This window comes from Pseudomonas sp. CFBP 13711, from assembly GCF_014842265.1.
Classification (GTDB): domain Bacteria; phylum Pseudomonadota; class Gammaproteobacteria; order Pseudomonadales; family Pseudomonadaceae; genus Aquipseudomonas.
Window position 1 is genome coordinate 25,539 of record NZ_JACYVI010000010.1, and the last position, 20,432, is coordinate 45,970.

Here is a 20,432-nt window from a genome sequence, read left to right on the forward strand (position 1 = left end):
GGCTCCTGCGCTGGTTTTTACTCTCGATACGGGCGCGCCGGGATTAACTGGAATCGTCCGTACGTCGACATACTACTCGCGCGCCCTTCCCGAACCACCCGGTTCTTGCGCTCGAACTCGCCGGTCAGCCGCCCTTCTGCTTGCCCGCCGCATCCGCCGCGGAATTCCAGATGTGCATGGCGGCGTAGGCGCGCCAGGGTTTCCAGGCGTCGGCCCGCGCCTTGTGCTGTGGCAGGCGCAGCAGGCTCGGCTCCTGCAGGGTCATGAGATTCATCAGCACCAGATCGGCGGCGGGCCAGGCGTCCGGGTCACGCCAGGCGCGCATGGCGATGTATTCCACGGTCCAGGGGCCAATGCCGGGCATGGCCAGCAACTGTCGCCGCACATCGCCGAGGTCGCCATGGCGCACGTCAAGGGACAGCTCGCCACTGGCCACCGCTGCGGCGAGACGCTGCAGGGTATCGACGCGCTTGCCGGGCATGCCGATCTTGTCCAGGTTGGCCTGCGCCAGGGCATCCGGCGTCGGGAATCGCCACCCCAGCTGTTCATGCAGACCCTCGCTGACCTGAACCCCGGCGCGCTGCACCAGACGACCGACAATCGTGGTTGCACCCTTGACGCTGACCTGCTGCCCGACGACCGTGCGCACCGCCAGCTCGAACCCGGAAAACGATCCCGGCACACGCAGCCCCGGACGACGCTGCACCAGCGATGCCAGCCACGGGTCTTGCGACAGGGCGTGGTCAATGATGTGAGGTTCGGCGTACAGATCGAACATGTGAGACACCGGCACGATCAGCTCATCAATGTGCTGGCTCACCTCGCCGTGGGCGGTCGCCAGCAGATGTTGCCCGTCCGGCGCCAGTGCGACCGACAAAGCACCGAGGCTGCCCTTGAAATCGATGTTGCGCAGGTACACCCCATCGACCACCGCCTCCACGCCCGCCGTCATCCGCGCCGCGAAGAAATCGAGCATGCGCTGCCAGTCAAACGGTGGGTGAAAGGGTATCAGGCGCGAGGCGTGGGGCTGGAGAGGTTGAAGCATGGGGGAACTGCCGGCAGTCAGGGTCGGCTGACGCTAGCGTAATCGATGGAGGCGCACAAACTTTTCGGGCGGGAACGCATAGTGAGGGTTATCACACTAGCCTCTTCCCGGCTGAAGCCGGTCCCACATGGAATCGCGTTCTAACTGTAGGACTGGCTTTAGCCGGGAAAGCGTCAGGGATCACAACGCAAGAATGAGGGTGATCGCACTGGCCTCTTCCCGGCTGAAGCCGGTCCTACAGGGATCGTGTTCTACGACGGATCCCGTGCATCTCTGTCAGCTCGGGCAGCCCACAGCACCGCCGTCAAGATTCTGCTTGTAGTTTTCATACTGCAGCGTGGCTTTGCCGTCGTTCCATTTGAGCGTCAGCACCAGCACGGAATCGAAGTCCTCGGCGACCCAGTCGTTGACCAGTTTGACCTTCTCGCCAGACGCTTCCTCGGCGACCTTGTTGATCAGCTCCGGCAAGTAGCCGTGGGACCAGGCGGTGTAGATGGTGGCGTCGTGGTATTTGTCGCGCATCAGCTCATCGGCCAGATCACCGGTGTCGTTGGCGGCGAAATCGATATTGACCGGCAGGCCCAGCTTTATGGCACTTGGGCCGACGGTCATCAGGGGGCGAAGGTAGCTGTAGGAATGATCGTGCTCGCCCTCTTCCACATGACGGCTCGGGTTGGCCGCGAAGATGAAATCGGCTTTGCCGAAGGTATTCGGCAGCACCGTGGACAGGTCGATGGCCCGATTGAGGCCCTGGCAGTTCAGCTGACCCAGGCCGGTTTCGGGCTTCTCGGCGTGGCGCAGAAACACCAGGGTCTGGGTGCCGTTCTTGGCCTCGGCATGAACCCCCTTACCGGCGGCGAACCAGAAAATGGCGGAAGCGATGAGGAGGGTCGGAAACAGAAAATAGGTCATGCGCTGCATCGCGCGGGACCACAGAGGAGGTGTTGAAAGGCTCATATCGGCATGGAGTTCTGATGGCTCGTGATGGGCGTGACGCCCGATGCAACGTCCTTGTCAGCGTGCGGCTCGGTGCAGTATGGCAAGCAAATATTTCCGTATAACGAATGCCCATCAGATCAGAAAACGCTCAAGAGGTTGCACGCAAGCGCCTGATTTGCCGAATTAATCGCCGAACGGTCAGAGTGTGTTGTTTTGGGGCACCGGTTTGTATCGACTGCAGACCACCGCGCTGAGCAGCACGGCGACCCCCGCTGTGGTGTAAATCCATGCAGGGGAAGCCCACGGCAGCAACACCCCGGCGAGCAGCGGTCCGACGCCTGCACCGACGTCGCGCCACACCGCATTGCCCGCCAGCGCCTGAACCCTGCCCGGCCCCGGATTGCGTTCGGCGACCAGGGTCGTCACCAATGGCAATTGCAACGCCCGCAGGATCAGAATCGCGCCGGCGCCGACGATCAGCCAGTGAAAGCCGAAGGCCGTCAACGCCAGTGCGGTCGAGGCGGAAAGCACCACCAGCATGCGCACAGCGCCGAAGCTGTCAGCCGCGCGCCCGCCCAACGGGCTGAGAAGCATCTCCGAGGCGTAGCGCAGGGCCAGCAACACACCGGCGATAAAGACCGCATTGCCGCCGAGCACCGTCTGCGCCTGAAGCGACAACCCGAAGATGAACAGCCCGTCCAGCGCCACGCCCTCGACGAACGACCACAGCGCCACACTGTCCGGCCGCTTGAAACGGCGCCCGGCGGAAGTGGGCAAGGGATGCGGCGCAGCGGGCAGCCCACGCGCAAACCACACCGCTCCAAGGGAACACAGCGCGAGGATGAAAAAGATAAGCCGCGGATCGTAATGCAGGCTGATCAGCGCGCCGATGGGCAGTGCCAGCATAGGGCCGATGGCGATCATCGCGCGGGATCGACCCGCCCGACGTGCCGCTCCACCTGGCTCCGAGGTCGCCAATGCCTGGGTCGACAGGTTCAGCGCCGCGTAACTCAGGCCCCAGCCCAGTCGCAGGATCAGCAACCACCAGAACCCGCTGATGAAGCTGTTGCCAAACGCGCAGACCGCCGATACCAGGGCCGCCAGCGTCAAGGCCGCGCGATCGCCCCGCGCGGCGTAGAAACGTACGACATAGCTGTAGCCGAAAATCCGGACCAGCCGGTTGGCCGCCAGCAGGATCCCTGCTTGGGCGAGGCTGATGCCGAAGGCCCCGGCGTTCATCGGCAGCAACAGATACAGAAGCACGTCGCTGGGCAGGCACAAGCTGAGAATGATCGCAGAACGGCGCGATGCGGAATCGGCGGAACGGGCAGTGACGGCGGACATGCTCGGAGAGGCCCTGTTGCAACGGTGGAGCGCCAGCATGCGGTTCTGCGCGTCGGCTGACAACCCGCAGCGCAGCGCAGCGTGCTGAGTCTTCGGACGGCGGAGATTGCCGCTGTTTGCCCAGCAACAGTCGATCAGCAGACTGTTGCATCGGTAGCACTTTCCCACTTGCCCGGCCCCGCAATCAGGGGACCTGGGCGGCGCCTCGCCAATGGCACAAAGCCTGCAATATTCCAATCAAGCAGATCGATTCGCTCCGACTGCTGATTTCGTCATAAGCAGCCGTGCGCAGCTTCCGCCCCTTGACTGGACACTCACCCATGACCGCACTTTCCCGTCTGCCGACGTCCTTCAAACTACTCGCCGGCGCGCTTGCACTGACGTTACAGCCGCTGGTCCAGGCTGCCGAGGCGCCACCGGCCGAGGTGCACCTGGATTACGCCTACTACTCGCCGGTCAGTCTGGTGCTCAAGCACTTTGGCTGGCTGGAAAAAGCCCTGCCATACAGCAAAGTCAGCTGGGTGTTCAGCCAGGGCAGCAACCGCTCGCTGGAATACCTCAACAGCGGCGGCGTCGACTTCGCCTCCTCCGCCAGTCTCTCGGCGGTGCTGGCGCGGGCCAACGGCAGCCCGATCAAATCGGTTTATGTCTACAGCCGCGCCGAGTGGACCGCGCTGGTGGTGCGCAAGGATTCGACCCTGCAGAGCGTTGCCGATCTGAAGGGCAAGAAAATCGCCGCTACCAAAGGCACCGACCCTTACCTGTTTACCCTGCGCGCCTTGCAGCAGGCGAAGCTGACCAAGGACGACGTCGAACTCTTGCATCTGCAACACCCGGACGGCCGTATTGCGCTGGAGAAAGGCGACGTCGACGCCTGGGCCGGGCTCGATCCGCACATGGCCGCGAGCGAAATACAGGCCGGCTCGCGCTTGTTGTATCGCAACAAGGACTTCAACAGCTTCGGCGTGGTCAGCGTGACCGAGCGTTATGCGAAGGAACACCCTGAAGCGATCAAAACCGTCCTTGGCGCGTACGAAAAAGCCCGGGAATGGTCGCTGAAAAATCCGGACGAGCTGGCCCAATTGCTCGCCTCCGAGTCAGGCCTGCCGCTGGATGTCGCCAAATTGCAGTTGACCCGCACTGACCTCGGCAGCCCGCTGCTGACCGACAAAGACGTGACCGCGTCGAAGGCCGCCGCGCCGATTCTGGTTTCCGAAGCGCTGGTGCGCAAAGGGACGAACGTCGATCAGGTCATCGACCAGTTGATCGACCCGAGCTTCGGCAACGCGGTCGTCGCCAAGCCATGAGCAACGCGCGGGGCAGCGAAGTCAGTGGCGGCGGTATCGGAAGCAGCGTCAGCCCCAGGGCTCAGGTGTTGAAGGACGAGGCGTTGGACGCGCAACCGGTTGTGCGGCGTGCACGTGGGAATGGGCAAACCCGCCTGAAGGGGCTTGCCGTGCCGGTGGCCCTTTTGCTGTTGTTGGAAATTGCCGTCCGCGTGGGCTGGGTGCAGTCCTACCAGATGCCGGCGCCCAGCGAAATCTCCACGACGCTGACGGACCTGGCCGACGGCGCGCTGTGGAAACACATCGGCGCCAGTTTGACGCGGGTGCTGTCGGGGTTCGTGATCGGTGCGGGTCTGGCGCTGGTGTTCGCGGCATGGGTCGGGCTCAGTCGCGAGGCGGAAGCGTATCTGGAGCCGACGTTCGCCGGCCTGCGCTCAATCCCGAGCCTGGCCTGGGTGCCGCTGTTGTTGCTGTGGCTGGGTATTGGCGAGACTTCCAAGATTGTGCTGATTGCCATCGGCGCGTTTTTTCCGGTGTACCTGAACGGCGTGGCGGCGATTCGCAACATCGATCGCAAGCTGGTGGAGGTCGGGCAGATATTTCGCTTCAGTCAGCGGCAGATGATTGTGCATATGTTTTTGCCCGCCGCCCTGCCCGGTCTGTTTACCGGCTTGCGCTCGGGGTTGAGTCTGGCGTGGATGTTTCTGGTGGCAGCGGAGTTGATCGCTGCGACGAAGGGGCTGGGTTATTTGCTCAGTGACGGACGCGAGACGTCGAGGCCCGACATTGTGCTGGCGGCGATCATTGTGCTGGCGGTGTTGGGCAAGTTGACCGATGGGGTGTTGGCGATGCTGGAACGGCGGTTTTTGGCCTGGCGGGATACTTTCAAAGGCTAAGATCAAAAGCGTTTGCCTAACGGCAAACTGTTTCGCCTTCGGCGAGTTACTTGGAAAAGCACCCCAAGTAACCAAGGGTGCTTGCTCCTGGTTGGGTTCCTCCTTCGTCGGAATACCCTCACTCCGACGACGCTCCGTGGGCCCGCGCCGAACGGACATCCATGTCCTGACGGCGCTCTCGCGGCATCCATGCCGCTCGGCCCACTCCGCGTCGTCTGCGTTCGGCCTGCACCAAAGTCGCGTTTCGCGGTGACCGGACTTTTTGTGTACGAAGATCAAAAGCAGATCAACAGCGGGTCATGCGGTAAGGACTTGTGGGAGTGAGCTTGCTCACGAAGGGGTCGGTACATTCAACGGATATCTGGTGTTTGAGATAAAGCATTCGCGAGCAAGCTCGCTCCCACAGGTAGGGGCGTGCTATCAGCAAAAAATGCCGGCGCCTGAGCCGGCCTCTTCCCGGCTAAAGCCGGTCCCACTAAAGGCACCGCGTACACCCTGTGGAATCGCCTCCAACTGTAGGACCGGCTTCAGCCGGGAAGCCTTTGATCTGCTTTGCTCCGCCTTTGATCTGCTTTTGATCTTCCTACGCAAAAAGCCCAGACGACACCCATCGCGACTTGGGTGCAGGCTGAACGCAGGTCTCGCTCCGTGGGCCGAGCCGCATGGATGCGGCGAGAGCGCCGTCAGGACATGGATGTCCGTTCGGCGCGGGCCCACGGAGCGAGACCGGAGTGAAGGAACCCTGAGGAACGAAGGGCCAAACCGAGAGCAAGCACCCTTGGTTACTTGGGGTGCTTTTCCAAGTAACTCGCCGAAGGCGAAACAGTCTGCCCCCAGGCAGACGCCCTTGATCTGAAAAACGCCGAAGGCGAAATATCTGCCGTTAGGCAGATGCTCTTAAAGCCATATTGACGCCACCCCACAATCTGGTGTCTCCTGAAACCGGTTTCAGAGCCCTACCGCTCTCCCCCATAAGCCTGCTGATAAATCCAATAAGGTCCAGGCCGTGAACAGCATCTCCACCCCGACGCGCACCCGCGTCACCATGAACGACGTCGCCGACCTCGCCGGCGTCTCCAAGGCCAGTGTCTCGCGCTTCATCGGCGATGACCGGCAACTGCTGTCCGATGCCATCGCCAAACGCATCGAACAGGCCATCGACACCCTCGGCTATCGCCCCAACCAAATGGCCCGCGGCCTCAAACGCGGCCGCACCCGCCTGATCGGCATGCTCGTCGCCGACATCCGCAACCCCTACTCCATCGCCGTCATGCACGGCGTCGAAACGGCCTGCCGCAAACACGGCTACAGCCTCGTCGTCTGCAACACCGACCGCGACGATGAACAGGAACGCCTGCACCTCGCCGCCCTGCGCTCCTACAACATCGAAGGCCTGATCGTTAACACCCTCGGCCATCACCTCGACGAACTGCGCGAACTGCACCGCGAACTGCCGATGGTGCTGGTGGACCGCAAGGTCGATGAACTGCACAGCGACCTCGTCGGTCTCGACAACGTCACGGCAGTCCGGCAGGCGCTGGATCATCTGCATGACGCCGGCTATCGCGATGTACTCATGGTCACCGAACCCCAGGACGGCACCAGTTCGCGGATCGAGCGGATGGACGCCTTCAAGAAACAGATCGCCGAGCGAACCGACATGCATGGGCAGGTCTGCGAAACCGGCGAATCATTACGCGATCGGTTGCGCCACTTCCTCGCGCAAGAAGGCCCCGGCCCCAAAGCGCTGTTCACCGCCAACGGCGTCGCAACCCTGATCACCACCCGCCAATTGCATGAGCTGGGCTGTCACTTGTTCAACGACATCGGCTTGATCGCCCTCGACGAGCTGGACTGGTACCCGCTGGTCGGCAGCGGCATCACGTCGCTGGCCCAACCTACCCATGAGATGGGCATCACCGCTTTCGAATGCCTGCTCAATCGACTGCGTGGGGATCAGGAGCCGGTGCGGCTGTACGACTTCCCCGCGCAGTTGATCGCGCGGGGCTCGACCCGACGACAGACCTGACATCCCACACAGATACCGCAGGTCAGACCCTGCACGCCGACACGAACTTTTACCCGGTTCGCTCGTTCGAACAAAAATGTAACCGGTTTCAGAGGACAATAATAATGACCCTACCATCCGTTGCCATTAGCCTCGGCGCCTTCGGTGCCGATCGTGTACGTACCCAAGGCCAGGCCAGTTTCATCCCGCTACTCGTTGATGCCGGCGTCAAGCGTATCGAGCTGCGCGAAGAGCTGTTCAGCCCCGGCGTTCATGACCAAGACTTCCCTGCCCTTGCCCGCGCCATTCAGGCTCAAGGCCTGGAGTGCCTGTACTCGGCGCCCCTTGAGTTGTGGCTCGAAGGCGACACGCAACCGAACCCCGAATTGAAATCGACCCTGGAGCGCGCCACCGCGTGCGGTGCGTTCTGGCTCAAAGTGTCGCTGGGGCATTTTGGCGAGCACTGCGACGTCGCCGCGCTGGCTGATCGCCTGGCGCCCTACGACGTTCACTTGCTGGTGGAAAACGATCAGACCGAACAGGGCGGCCGCATTGAGCCCTTCGTGGAGTTCTTCGCGCAGATCACCGCGCTGCAAATGCCCATTGGCATGACCTTCGACATCGGCAACTGGCGCTGGCAGGAGCAGTCCGCCCGCGACGCCGCCCAGCAGCTGGGCCGTTACGTCGAATACCTGCACTGCAAGGCAATCTCCCGGAGCGCGTCAGGCAAGCTCATCGCCGTGCCGCCTGCTTCAATCGACCTGCAACAGTGGGAATTGCTCATCCAGCACATGCCGGTAAACCTGCCCCGCGCCATCGAGTACCCGCTGCAAGGCGACGACTTGCTGGAGGTGACCCGCGAACAGGTTGCCCTGCTCGCCCGCCTTGGCCAGTCGCGACCCACTCACTCCAACGCAACGGAAACGGAGGCGCTGAGCCATGTCTGAGATCGATATTCTCTCCTTCGGCGAAACCATGACCATGCTGGTGGCCGAGCAAACCGGAGATCTGGCGCAGGTGCGCCACTTCGAGAAACGCATCGCCGGTGCCGACAGCAATGTGGCGATCGGGCTCTCGCGGCTGGGCTTCAAGGTGGCGTGGCTGAGCCGGGTCGGCAACGACTCCATGGGCCGCTTCGTCACCGACAGCCTGCAACAGGAAGGCGTGGACTGCGCTCACGTCACCGTGGACGCCGCGCACCCCACCGGTTTTCAGTTCAAATCCCTGGAGCTGGAAGGCGCAGATCCGGTGGTCGAGTATTTCCGTCGCGGCTCGGCGGCCAGTCACCTGTCGGTCAACGACATCGTTCCCGAGCTGCTGAAAGCGCGGCATCTGCACGCCACCGGCATTCCGGCGGCGCTGTCCGACACCTGCCGGGAGCTTTCCCACGTGCTGATGACGCAAATGCGCGAGGCCGGCCGCAGCGTGTCGTTCGACCCCAATCTGCGGCCTTCGCTGTGGTCGAGCCAGGCGACGATGATCCGCGAAGTGAACCATCTCGCCAGCCACGCCCACTGGGTCATGCCGGGTCTGGCCGAGGGTGAATTGCTCACCGGTTTCGACACGCCGGCTGACATCGCCCGTTTCTACCTGGACATGGGCGTCGAGGCGGTGATCATCAAACTCGGCGCCAAGGGCGCGTATTACCGCACTCAGCTCAATGAGGCGTTCTTGCCCGGCGTGCCGGTGGCCAATGTGGTCGACACCGTGGGCGCAGGCGATGGCTTCGCCGTCGGGGTGATCAGTGCGCTGCTGGAAAACCTCGGGTTCGAGCAAGCCACTGCCCGGGGCAACTGGGTCGGCAGCCAGGTCGTGCAAAGCCGTGGCGACATGGAAGGCCTGCCCACCCGCGCCGCACTCGATGCCGCCAACGTCTCGGCAGGCGCCCGACGACAGAGCGCCTGAACCCTTGCTTTCACACACACCGAACCTCCATCACCTGCTGCGACAAAAACAACATGCTCAGGGAGCCTGAAATGGAAAAGCTGCTCGAATCCGTGAAACACGCCGGCCTCAAACGTCGCTGGCTGTTGATCATGCCCATCGTCTTCATCACCTACAGCCTGGCGTACCTGGACCGCGCCAACTATGGCTTCGCCGCCGCGTCGGGGATGGCCGAAGACCTGCACATCACCCCGGGCATGTCGTCGTTGCTGGGGGCGTTGTTCTTCCTCGGTTACTTCTTCTTCCAAGTGCCCGGCGCCATCTACGCGCAGAAGAAAAGCGTCAAGAAACTCATCTTCGTCAGCCTGATCCTGTGGGGCGGCCTGGCCACCCTGACCGGCATCGTTTCCAACGCTTACATGCTGATCGGCATCCGCTTCATGCTCGGGGTGGTCGAAGCGGCGGTGATGCCGGCCATGCTGGTGTACCTCTGCTACTGGTTCACCAAGGCCGAACGCTCCCGCGCCAACACCGTGCTGATCCTCGGCAACCCGGTGACGATGCTGTGGATGTCGGTGGTGTCCGGTTATCTGGTCGCACACTTCAGCTGGCGCTGGATGTTCATCGTCGAAGGCCTGCCGGCGGTGATCTGGGCGTTTATCTGGTGGCGTCTGGTGGACGAGCGTCCGGCCCAGGCCAAGTGGCTGACCGCTGAAGAAAAGACCGAACTGCAAGCGCGCCTCGACGCCGAACAGGTCGGCATCAAGCCGGTGAAAAACTACGCCGAGGCGTTCCGCTCTCCGCGCGTGCTGTTGCTGGCCGCGCAGTACTTCTGCTGGAGCATCGGCGTGTACGGCTTCGTGCTGTGGCTGCCGACCATCATCAAGAAAGGCATGCAGATGGACATGGTCGAAGCCGGCTGGCTCTCGGCCCTGCCGTATCTGGCTGCGGTGATCGGCATGGTGCTGGTGTCTTGGGCGTCGGATAAAACCCAGAAGCGCAAAGCCTTCGTCTGGCCGCCGCTGCTGCTGGCCGCCGTTGCGTTCTACGGCTCCTACGCGCTGGGTACCGAACATTTCTGGTGGTCCTACTCGCTGCTGGTCATCGCCGGCGCCTGCATGTACGCGCCTTACGGTCCGTTCTTCGCGATCGTCCCGGAAATCCTTCCGGCCAACGTCGCGGGCGGCGCCATGGCACTGATCAACAGCCTCGGTGCGCTCGGTTCGTTCGCCGGTTCCTACCTCGTCGGCTACCTGAATGGCGTCACCGGCACCTTGAGCGCGTCGTACCTGTTCATGAGCGGCGCGCTGCTGGTCTCGGTGGTGCTGACGCTGCTGCTCAAGCCGGACAGCAAGGCCCGGCCGCTGAGCGACAAGCCTGGCGTTGGTCCTGCGCCTGCCCACTCCTGATCAGGAACTCTTTAGATGACTCACCATGTTGTGCTCTACAAAAAACTCTCGGGCCCGTTGATGCAACGCCTGCAAGCCCAGGCCGAGGTCACGCTGATCGATGATCCGAAATCCAGCAACGGCCTGGCACGCTTGCGCGACGCCCTGCCCCACGCCGATGCCTTGCTCGGCGCGAGCGTGAAGCTGGACGCCGAATTGCTGGACCTGGCGCCAAAGCTGAAAGCGGTGTCCAGCGTCTCGGTGGGGGTCGATAACTACGACATCGAGTACCTGACGCGGCGCGGCATTCTGCTGACCAACACCCCGGATGTGCTCACCGAAACCACCGCCGACACCGGTTTCGCGCTGATCATGGCCACGGCACGTAGGGTAGTGGAGCTGGCGAACATGGTCCGCGACGGCCAGTGGAAGCAGAACATCGGGCCGCAGCACTTTGGTTCCGACGTGCATGGCAAGACGCTGGGCATCATCGGCATGGGCCGGATTGGCGAAGCGGTGGCGCAACGGGGGCATTTCGGGTTCGGGATGCCGGTGATTTACCACAGTCACTCACCCAAGCCGGCGGTGGAAGCGCGCTTTGATGCCCGCTATCGCAGCCTGGAAGACCTGCTGCGCGAAGCGGATTTTGTGTGCCTGACCGTGCCGCTGACCGCCGAAACCGAGGGGCTGATCGGTGCCGAGCAGTTTGCGCAGATGCGGCCGGAGACGATCTTCATCAACATCGCCCGCGGCAAGGTGGTGGACGAGCAGGCGCTGATTGCCGCGCTGCAGAACGGCCAGATTCGCGCGGCCGGTCTGGATGTCTTTGAGCAGGAGCCCGTGAATCCGGACTCGCCGCTGTTGCAGATGGACAACGTGGTGGCGACCCCGCACATGGGCTCGGCGACCCACGAGACCCGCGAGGCCATGGCCCGCTGTGCCGTGGACAATCTGCTGGCGGCCCTGGCGGGCGAGCGACCGAAGGATCTGGTCAATCCCGCTGCGTGGAATGGCTGATAGATACTCTGTGGGATATGGGAATGCTTGCGATATCAGCCAGCTCGCAGGACCTCTGGGGGGTGACCGGGGTGAACTCAGGATCTTGGGCACGCCGCAGGACGTGTAGGAGTGAGCTTGCTCGCGAAAGCGGTATTTCTACGCGCAGAAATTCAGCAGATTCACTGGCCTCTTCGCGAGCAAGCTCGCTCCCACAGAATTGAGGTGAACTCAAGATTTCGGGCACGCCGCAGGACTTGTGGGAGTGAGCTTGCTCACGAAGGCGGTATTTCTACGCGCAGAAATCCAGCAGATTCACTGGCCTCTTCGCGAGCAAGCTCGGCTCCCACAGGATCGGGTTAGCCCCTCAAACTTGCGCACCCCGGACTTAACTCGTCAAATCACAAACTTAGCCACCATTGCTTTCAGATCAACCGCCAGTCGCGACAGCTCATGGCTGGCCGCGCTGGTCTGGTTCGCGCCCGCTGCCGTCTGCGCGGCGAGGTCGCGGATGTTGACCAGATTGCGGTCCACCTCCCTCGACACCTGCGCCTGTTCCTCCGATGCACTGGCGATCACCAGGTTGCGCTCGTTGATCTGCGCAATGGCCTCAGTGATCAACTCCAGTGCATCACCCGCCGAGCTGGCCAGGCTCAGCGTGGTGCGGGTGCTGTCGGTGTTGCGCGACATGGAGTGCACCGCCTCGCCGGTACGCGTCTGAATGCCAGCAACCATCTGTTCAATTTCTGTGGTCGACTGCGCGGTGCGATGGGCCAGCGCGCGAACTTCGTCGGCAACCACGGCAAACCCGCGACCCGCCTCCCCCGCACGCGCAGCCTCGATGGCGGCGTTGAGCGCCAACAGGTTGGTCTGCTCGGCGATCGAACGAATCACGTCGAGCACCTTGCCAATATCACGGCCCTGGGCCGCCAGGCCTTCGACCAACCCGGAAGTGGCCTGGATCTGCTGGGTCATGTCCTGAATCGACTTCACCGTCTCGACCACCCGATCACGCCCCTGACGTGCGGCCTGATTGGACTGCTGTGACGCTTCGGACGTCGACACCGCGTTGCGCGCGACCTCCTCAACGGCGGCAGTCATCTCGTTGACTGCCGTTGCCGCCTGCTCGATCTCGTTGTTCTGCTGCTGCAAACCGCGCGAGGACTCTTCTGTCACCGCGCTCAGCTCTTCAGCCGCCGACGCCAGCTGGGTGGACGAGCCAGAAATCAGCTCGATGGTCTGGCGCAGATTGCGCTGCATCGTTGCCAGAGCGCGCAACAACTGAGTCGCTTCGTCCTTGCCGTCGACCTCGATGGGGCGGGTCAGATCGCCCGATGAGATCTCTTCTGCGGCGCGAACTGCTCGGGTCATCGGGTTGACGATACTTCGGGTGAGCAACCACGCCAACATGATGGTGAGCAGGACGGCAACCACTGAAACAGCAATCATGCTCAGGTTGGCGCTTTCATATTCCGCTCTGGAAATCTCTCCCGCTTCAGTGGCGCTCTTCGTGTTCAGGGCGATCAACTGGTTGATCTGCACACCCATGAGGTCAGTGGCTTCTTTCATGCGGGTATTGATCAATGCGCGCATGTCCTCAACCTTATCTTGATGCGACAAGTCCAGCACTTTGGCCTGAATGTCGAGGAACGTTGCCAGCGTCGCTTCAAACTGGTTGTACACGGTCAGCTCATCAGCCTCGGCCGGGAGCGAGGCGTAGGCTTTTTTGGCTGTCTGCAACTTACCAATCAGTTCGGCGATCCGCGCATCGGTTTCGCGTAGCGATGTCGGTTCTCGGTTTACCAGCGTGCGAAACGAGGTGATGCGCAAGCGCAGGCTGTTCTCCAGCATCCCACTTAAATGACCAATACTCGGCAGTTGATTGGACTCCATGTCGATGGCGGTCTGGCGTATCTGCGCCATCCTGTGAACCGAGAAAACGCTCAAGCCAATGACCAGTGCGGCAATGAACGCGAATCCCAGGAATGCGCGAGGCGCAATATTCATGTTTCTTATCGACATGGATGATCTCTCTGGAAGGCTGATGCTGCGTCGATTCTTTTAATTGACGCTCGCCCTGCTATCGGCCGCCCATCAACTTTCATGCGGGCGCCTTGAGCATTTGGAGATATATATTTCTTCCACCTAACTCGTTAACGATGCTTTCAGATCGCTATAACGATTCAGCGCTGGTTCAAGCATGCATCCGCATATAAGCGATTCATGATAAAGATCAACGAAACATGAAATTCTCAATTGTGTAGGATTTATTTCCCGACACTGTCAGAACTCGGTGCTACCTTTACCTGACTCGTGGTCTGCGGGCCAGGCTTCCTCACGCGACGTGTCGATCGCTGCCGAGGCCTGAACAGACCTGCCGTTTTCCTACCCTGCGGAGCTTGTGAAGTGCTCGATTGAACGAGGTGGGTCCATGAACAAAGTGACATTCCCGAACGCCTGCCAGCTGATGCGCTGGCATTTTCATCCGGTGGGCTTCGAAGCCAACATGGACGCGCCCGGCAGTATGGTGGCCCGTCTTTTTGACCGGGCCAGCGGCGAGACCGTGATTGCCATCGCCGCCATTCCCTGCGCCACCGTGATGAACGCGACGGACGTGGAGCGCATCATCGAGGCCATTGAACTGGAGGTCGAGACCTTCATTCCAAGGCGCTCTCTGTACCTCAATCGGGCCTGACCACCTGGGCGTACTGCCCCTGTTCGACGGATGCGCCGAGTGGAGTGGCGAGTGCCGCAGCCCCTCGGCGATCGTCGAAAAATGCCTTGTCGCCTGCAACCCGTGCCGAGGCGCGCGGCATGTTCCCGTCGTCATTGCCCGCAACGTCGATGAACCAGTAGCAGTGGCGAACGGCGCGGGTGATCGCCACATAGGCCAGGCGTAACACCTCATCTTTCTGCGCGTTGTCGAACGCTTCCAGATCCCCTTCCCGCCCCAGACCGGCCAGCTGATAGACCTGATTCTTGTACGGCGACTGCGTCAGATGCTGACAATCCCCGAGCAGAAACACGGCGTCGGCCTGTAGGCCCTTGGCGCTGTGATAGGTCAGTTGCTTCAGACGACGTTCCTGAGGCGGCAGCCTGTAATCGGCATCGGCAAGGTCCTGCAAGGCTTCCGGCAAGCGGCTGCGTTCGCTGCCTTTGCGGTACAAGAGCAGCACCGAGTCACCGGCGTGGTAGTGCTCGGTCAGGCTGGCCAGCAAGCGTTCATCGTCGCGGTCCAGCACGGTCACCGGCAGCAGCTCCTGCACCGGGCCGCTGGCGCGGGCCTTCTTGCCGCTGATCGCCGGCGCGGCACGCACGATGTGCTCGGCGGCGTCGATGATGTGCTGATGGCTGCGGAAGTTGTCGCTGAGCATGACCTTGGTGGTCGCGGGCGAGGAAAACTCCTTGGGAAACTCCATGAAGAATTTCGGCGAACTGCCGCGCCAGCCGTAGATCGACTGCCAGTCATCGCCGACGCACAGCAGCGATGAACGCTGGGCACCGCGGCCCACATGCAGCGCCGGGCCGCGACTGCGGATTTCCCGCAGACTGGCGCGGATCCACGAGACGATTTGCGGCGAGACATCCTGAAACTCATCGATCATCAGATGCGAAAGCGGACGCAGGCCGGCATCGCTGACCAGCTTGAGGTTTTCCGGCGAGTTTTCACCGAACAGCGAAAACATCCGGTTGTAGGTCATCACCGGCGGTGATTGATCCAGCAGGTGGTTCTCGAAGGCCTTCCAGAACAGGCTCAGCGCTTCGAAGAAAAACCGGTCGGGGTCCTGATCCGAAAAGCTCATCTGCGCCACGGCGTCCGGCACATCCAGCCCGAGGTTTTCGATGAAGCTGGCGGCCGCGACGAAACAGTCCAGCAACGGCGCCGCGCTCAGCTCGCCTTTGACTTTGTAATCGAACCCCGGCCCCGCCACGGCCGCGCCGGACAACGACTGCATCATGCCGCGCGAGGCCTGGTAGTTTTCCAGCCAGATGACCGGCTTGCGGCAAAACGCCTGAAACAAGGTGCGCTTGATCACCCACTCGGCCCACACCGGCAACTTGGCGTCCGGACGGCGCAGGTGCTGGTCTTCGCTCGGGTCGAAACCCAGGACAATCCAGGCATCCAGCTCGGCCGCATAACCGTGGACGTGGAAGGTCAGGCCGCTGACTTCGACGGTCTGGCGCATCGGCTCGACGCCCTGAATCGGCCACGCGCCAGCGCGAATCCACAGGTCTTCGATGACGTCGCACAGCTCTTCGTCGCGCTTGGACGACAGGCCCATCACGGTGATGCGCTTCTGCACGTCCGGGTGATCGCGGTCCAGTTCCTTGAGTTGCAGCGACTGCCGGTACAGGGGCGCCATGACCTCGCGAAAACGCGGATTGGCGGCGTACAAATCCCGGTAGCACAGGTTCAGCTGTTGGCGCTGGGCGTCATTGATGCGCAAGTCGAAGGGGTTGCTGTCGGCGCTGTCGTCGAACAGCTGGCCGGACTGGCTGCTGAGGTTCTCGAAGGCCTGCAATTGCTCGAAACCCGGCAGGCTGCGCACCAGCGGCAGGATCCGCGAATGGAAAGTGCGCACCACCTCGCGGGCCTGACGCAGTGTCAGCTCATGGCCCCACAGCGCCATAATCTCGATGAGTTTGTTGATGAAATCCTTGCGTGACTCGCGGGTGAAGGTCACTACGGTCATCGAGTCCAGCTCAAAGCCCAGGTAGTGGTTCAGCAACAGCACACGCAACACCAGCGACGTCGACTTGCCCGCCCCGGCGCCGGCAATCACGTAGGTCGATGGCGTGTCGCTGAAAATCATCTTCCACTGGGCAGTGGTGGGTTGCGCGTGAGCGGGCAGCTTCTCGGCGACGTCGGCCTTGATGCGCTTTTTCAGCTCGTTGGTCAGCGGCAGGCGCCAGTCGTCGAACAGGTGGTCGTCAACCCTCGGACCACGGTGCTCAAGGGGCCGGGTGTCGCGAATCACCAGCACCTGACGGCCTTCTTCAATGCCATCCAGGTGACCTTCCGCGTAACCCTCGTTCATGCCCTCGGCATGACCGTTGAGGTAGCCATCGGCGTGGCCCTGGTGCCACGACGGCACGTGCTGCGCCTGCATGCGCGACAAACCGCTGCCCATCATGCGGGCAACGAGCCGCTTGAAGAACGGCAAGCGTTCAGGGGTATTCAGGTCGGGAGGCAGTTGGTTTGGCTCGTTGGGTAGCTCGGCGGAAAAATCGTGCGGCACGCGGGCTCCGGGTATCAGCGTTTTCGACAGGGCGCCTATGGTCGCCCCATTCGCGTTTCAGCTCCAGTGAAATGCTTTGCGGTCAGGGAGTTAGCCGATAAAGGGCCGCGTGTTTCTAGGCCCCATGATGGCCTACGTATCGAATTAACCGATCGCATTCATGCAGAACTTACGCTTTTTATCGATATTTAGTTGATAGATCATTGCTCCATCGACTGACAAGTCATCACCAGCGGCGCCCTGCCACAGGCCCGGCCCTGCTACGGAGGAACTGATCATGCTGCAACTTCGACCTTTCAAATCCCTTGGCGGCGCAGACCACGGCTGGCTGAATGCCCATCACCATTTCTCGTTCGCCAGTTACTACGACGAGAGCCGGATGAACTGGGGCCAGCTGCGGGTGTGGAACGATGACGTGATCGAAGCCGGCACCGGCTTCCCGCGTCACCCGCACCGGGACATGGAGATCATTACCTATGTGCGTGAGGGCGCAATCACTCACGAGGACAGCCTGGGCAACCGTGGCCGTACCGAAGCGGGCGATGTGCAGGTGATGAGTGCCGGCACGGGCGTGGCGCACAGTGAATACAATCTGGAGTCGAAGGAAACGCGGATTTTCCAGATCTGGATCATGCCGGACGAGGTCGGTGCTCCGCCTTCGTGGGGTGCCAAGCCATTCCCGAAAGGCGACCGCGAGGGTTTTGTGACCCTGGCGAGCGGCAAGGCGGACGATGATATCGAGTTGCGGATTCGGGCCAATGCCCGGTTGGTGGCTGCCAATCTGAAGGCCGGTGAGACGGCGGAGTACGTGCTGGATGCAGGCCGTCGGGCGTATCTGGTGCCTGCGACGGGCGTCATTGAGGTCAACGGTCTGCGTGCCGAAGCGCGGGATGGTGTGGCGGTTGAGGATGAGCGTGTGTTGCGGGTGACGGCCCTCGAAGACAGCGAGATCGTGTTGGTCGATGTCGCTTAGAAGCGGTAGATCAAGAGCGTCTGCCTGGGGGCAGACGTTTCGCCTTCGGCGAGTTACTTGGAAAAGCACCCCAAGTAACCAAGGGTGCTTGCTCTTGGTTAGGCCCCTCGTACCTCGGGGTTCCTTCACTCCGGTCCCGCTCCGTGGGCCCGCGCCGAACGGACATCCATGTCCTGACGGCGCTCTCGCCGCATCCATGCGGCTCGACCCACTGCGCGAGACCTGCGTTCAGCCTGCACCCAAGTCGCGATTGATGTCGTCTGGAATTCTTGTGGATGAAGATCAAGAGCAGATCAAGGGCTTCCCGGCTAAAGCCGGTCCCACAAAAGCAACGCGTGCAATCAGTGGAATTGGCGCTGACTGTAGGACCGGCTTTAGCCGGGAAGCTTTTGCTGTTGCTGTTGCTGTTGCTGTTGATCTTCTACGCGGTAGTCCAGACAGCACAAATCGCGACTTGGGTGCAGGCCGAGCGCAGACGACGCGGAGTGGGCCGAGCCGCATGGATGCGGCGAGAGCGCCGTTGCGGACATGGATGTCCGTTCGGCGCGGGCCCACGGAGTGTCGTCGAAGTGAGGGTATTCCGACGAAGGAGGAACCTAACCAGGAGCAAGCACCCTTGGTTACTTGGGGTGCTTTTCCAAGTAACTCGCCGAAGGCGAAATGTCTGCCGTTAGGCAGACTCTCTCAGCCGCACCACGAGCTCAGGCTCGACGCAAAAGCGTCAAGGCGCTATCGCGCCGTCAACAAGCACCTGCGCCTCAGCCACCAGACGCTTCAGATGCTCCTCACCTTTGAAGCTCTCCGCATAGATCTTGTAGATATCCTCAGTCCCCGACGGCCGCGCAGCGAACCAGCCGTTCTCGGTAATGACCTTCAAGCCACCAATCGCCTGATCATTGCCCGGCGCCTTGCTCAGGATGCTCTCAATCTTCTCCCCTGCCAGCTCCGTCGACGTGACCTGCTCCGGCGACAGCTTGCTCAACAGCGCCTTCTGCTCGAAGTTGGCCTTCGCCTCGACGCGGGTCGACACTGGTTCGCCCAACTCATCGGTCAACGCCTTGTACATCTCGCTCGGGTCACGGCCTTTGCGCGCGCGGATTTCTGCGGCCAGCAATGCCGGGATCAAACCATCCTTGTCCGTCGTCCAGACCGTCCCGTCGCGACGCAGGAACGACGCACCGGCACTCTCCTCGCCGCCAAAGCCCAGCGAACCTTCGTACAACCCTTCGGCGAAGAACTTGAAGCCCACCGGCACTTCGTACAAGCGGCGGCCCAGACGCTGGGTGACGCGATCAATCATGCCGCTGCTGACAACGGTCTTGCCGACGGCCGCATCGGCGCGCCAGTCAGGACGGTTCTGAAACAGGTAATCGATCGACACCGCCAGGTAATTGTTCGGCGCCAGCAGGCCGCCGGTTGGCGTGACGATGCCGTGACGGTCGTGATCCGGGTCGCAGGCGAAGGCCACTTGGAAGCGGTCCTTCAGACCGATCAGGCTCTGCATCGCGAAATTGGAGGACGGGTCCATGCGGATCTTGCCGTCCCAGTCCACGCTCATGAAGCGGAAGGTCGGATCGACGAACTTGTTTACCACTTCCAGATTCAGGCCGTAGTGCTCACCGATGGCCGACCAGTAACGCACGCCCGCCCCGCCCAGCGGGTCAACGCCCAGGTGCAGGTTGGCGCCACGAATGGCGTCCATGTCGATGACGTTTTTCAGGTCAGCCACGTACGTGTTGATGTAGTCATGGCGATGGGTGGTGTCGGCGCGCAGGGCTTTTTCGTGGGTGATGCGCTGGACGTTGACGATGCGTTCGGCGAGCAATTCGTTGGCTTTGTTCTCGATCCACTTGGTAATGTGCGAGTCAGCCGGGCCGCCGTTGGTGGGGTTGTACTTGAAGCCACCGCTTTCCGGCGGGTTGTGCGAGGGCGTGATGACGATGCCGTCGGCCAGACCGGTCGTGCGCCCGCGGTTGTAGCAGATGATGGCGTGGGAGATCGCCGGCGTCGGGGTGTATTCGTCACCCTCGGAGATCATCACGTTGACGCCGTTGGCCGCCAGCACTTCCAGCGCCGAAGCGGCCGCCGGGGTCGACAGTGCGTGAGTGTCGGCGCCGAGGAACAGCGGGCCGTCGATGCCGTTGGCCTGGCGGTACAGGCAGATCGCCTGACTGATGGCCAGCACGTGCCACTCGTTGAAGCTCAATTCGAAAGAACTGCCGCGGTGCCCGGAAGTACCGAAGGCAACACGCTGGGTCGCCACCGACGCGTCGGGCTGACCGGTGTAATAGGCCGTCACCAGACGAGGAAGATCGACCAGCAATTCTGCAGGCGCCAGTTTGCCCGCGAATGGACTGATACTCATGCGAAACCTCCGTGGATGAAAAATAGGGAAATGACAAAAAGAAAAAGTCCCGACCAGGCGGGAAACGC

15 protein-coding genes are annotated in these 20,432 nt (G+C 61.9%); 9 read left to right on the top strand and 6 right to left on the bottom strand.

Annotated features, from left to right (window positions below; translation table 11 throughout):
- Positions 1 to 124 precede the first annotated feature (124 nt).
- From IFT47_RS18570 to IFT47_RS18580, 3 genes are all read right to left on the bottom strand, one after another.
- On the bottom strand, positions 125 to 1,045 hold the full coding sequence (locus tag IFT47_RS18570) for a DNA-3-methyladenine glycosylase family protein (protein ID WP_192173658.1): 921 nt from the start codon (positions 1,043 to 1,045) through the stop codon (positions 125 to 127).
- Positions 1,046 to 1,321: 276 nt separating this feature from the next.
- Positions 1,322 to 2,002, bottom strand: coding sequence for a hypothetical protein (locus IFT47_RS18575; RefSeq protein ID WP_192173657.1), 681 nt, complete (start codon positions 2,000 to 2,002; stop codon positions 1,322 to 1,324).
- Positions 2,003 to 2,182: 180 nt separating this feature from the next.
- Positions 2,183 to 3,328, bottom strand: coding sequence for an MFS transporter (locus IFT47_RS18580; protein WP_192173656.1), 1,146 nt, complete (start codon positions 3,326 to 3,328; stop codon positions 2,183 to 2,185).
- A gap of 320 nt (positions 3,329 to 3,648) precedes the next feature.
- On the opposite strand from IFT47_RS18580, the gene IFT47_RS18585 reads away from it, so the two are divergent.
- The 7 genes from IFT47_RS18585 (at position 3,649) to IFT47_RS18615 (ending at position 11,807) form a co-directional block, all read left to right on the top strand.
- Complete coding sequence (locus tag IFT47_RS18585; protein WP_192173655.1) at positions 3,649 to 4,635, top strand: aliphatic sulfonate ABC transporter substrate-binding protein; 987 nt, start codon at positions 3,649 to 3,651, stop codon at positions 4,633 to 4,635.
- Complete coding sequence (locus IFT47_RS18590) at positions 4,632 to 5,510, top strand: ABC transporter permease (RefSeq protein WP_192173654.1); 879 nt, start codon at positions 4,632 to 4,634, stop codon at positions 5,508 to 5,510. Before IFT47_RS18585 ends, IFT47_RS18590 begins: the two co-directional genes overlap by 4 nt.
- Before the next feature lie 1,045 nt (positions 5,511 to 6,555).
- Complete coding sequence (locus tag IFT47_RS18595) at positions 6,556 to 7,539, top strand: LacI family DNA-binding transcriptional regulator (protein ID WP_192173691.1); 984 nt, start codon at positions 6,556 to 6,558, stop codon at positions 7,537 to 7,539.
- A 104-nt stretch (positions 7,540 to 7,643) separates the two neighbouring features.
- Positions 7,644 to 8,465, top strand: a complete 822-nt coding sequence (locus tag IFT47_RS18600; RefSeq protein WP_192173653.1) for a sugar phosphate isomerase/epimerase family protein — start codon at positions 7,644 to 7,646, stop codon at positions 8,463 to 8,465.
- Positions 8,458 to 9,423: a sugar kinase gene (locus tag IFT47_RS18605; protein WP_192173652.1), complete on the top strand. Its 966-nt coding sequence runs from the start codon at positions 8,458 to 8,460 to the stop codon at positions 9,421 to 9,423. Before IFT47_RS18600 ends, IFT47_RS18605 begins: the two co-directional genes overlap by 8 nt.
- Before the next feature lie 71 nt (positions 9,424 to 9,494).
- Positions 9,495 to 10,811 carry an MFS transporter gene (locus IFT47_RS18610; RefSeq protein ID WP_192173651.1) on the top strand — a complete coding sequence of 439 codons (1,317 nt, stop codon included), beginning with the start codon at positions 9,495 to 9,497 and terminating at the stop codon, positions 10,809 to 10,811.
- Between the two features lie 15 nt (positions 10,812 to 10,826).
- Complete coding sequence (locus tag IFT47_RS18615; protein ID WP_192173650.1) at positions 10,827 to 11,807, top strand: 2-hydroxyacid dehydrogenase; 981 nt, start codon at positions 10,827 to 10,829, stop codon at positions 11,805 to 11,807.
- Between the two features lie 375 nt (positions 11,808 to 12,182).
- Here the strand turns inward: IFT47_RS18615 and IFT47_RS18620 are convergent, their stop codons facing one another.
- A complete protein-coding gene (locus IFT47_RS18620) occupies positions 12,183 to 13,808 on the bottom strand; it encodes a methyl-accepting chemotaxis protein (protein ID WP_192173649.1) in 1,626 nt (541 codons plus the stop codon).
- A 409-nt stretch (positions 13,809 to 14,217) separates the two neighbouring features.
- Here IFT47_RS18620 and IFT47_RS18625 point away from each other — a divergent pair, with 409 nt between their 5' ends.
- Positions 14,218 to 14,481 carry a DUF1652 domain-containing protein gene (locus IFT47_RS18625; protein WP_197983975.1) on the top strand — a complete coding sequence of 88 codons (264 nt, stop codon included), beginning with the start codon at positions 14,218 to 14,220 and terminating at the stop codon, positions 14,479 to 14,481.
- On the opposite strand, the gene IFT47_RS18630 is transcribed toward IFT47_RS18625, so the two are convergent.
- Positions 14,468 to 16,921 carry a UvrD-helicase domain-containing protein gene (locus IFT47_RS18630; RefSeq protein ID WP_244655987.1) on the bottom strand — a complete coding sequence of 818 codons (2,454 nt, stop codon included), beginning with the start codon at positions 16,919 to 16,921 and terminating at the stop codon, positions 14,468 to 14,470. The two genes, IFT47_RS18625 and IFT47_RS18630, sit on opposite strands and share 14 nt — an antisense overlap.
- Before the next feature lie 382 nt (positions 16,922 to 17,303).
- On the opposite strand from IFT47_RS18630, the gene IFT47_RS18635 reads away from it, so the two are divergent.
- On the top strand, positions 17,304 to 17,999 hold the full coding sequence (locus IFT47_RS18635; protein ID WP_192173647.1) for a pirin family protein: 696 nt from the start codon (positions 17,304 to 17,306) through the stop codon (positions 17,997 to 17,999).
- 721 nt (positions 18,000 to 18,720) lie between these two features.
- Here IFT47_RS18635 and pgm read toward each other — a convergent pair.
- Positions 18,721 to 20,364 carry a phosphoglucomutase (alpha-D-glucose-1,6-bisphosphate-dependent) gene (gene pgm / locus IFT47_RS18640; protein WP_192173646.1) on the bottom strand — a complete coding sequence of 548 codons (1,644 nt, stop codon included), beginning with the start codon at positions 20,362 to 20,364 and terminating at the stop codon, positions 18,721 to 18,723.
- Between the last annotated feature and the right edge of the window lie 68 nt (positions 20,365 to 20,432).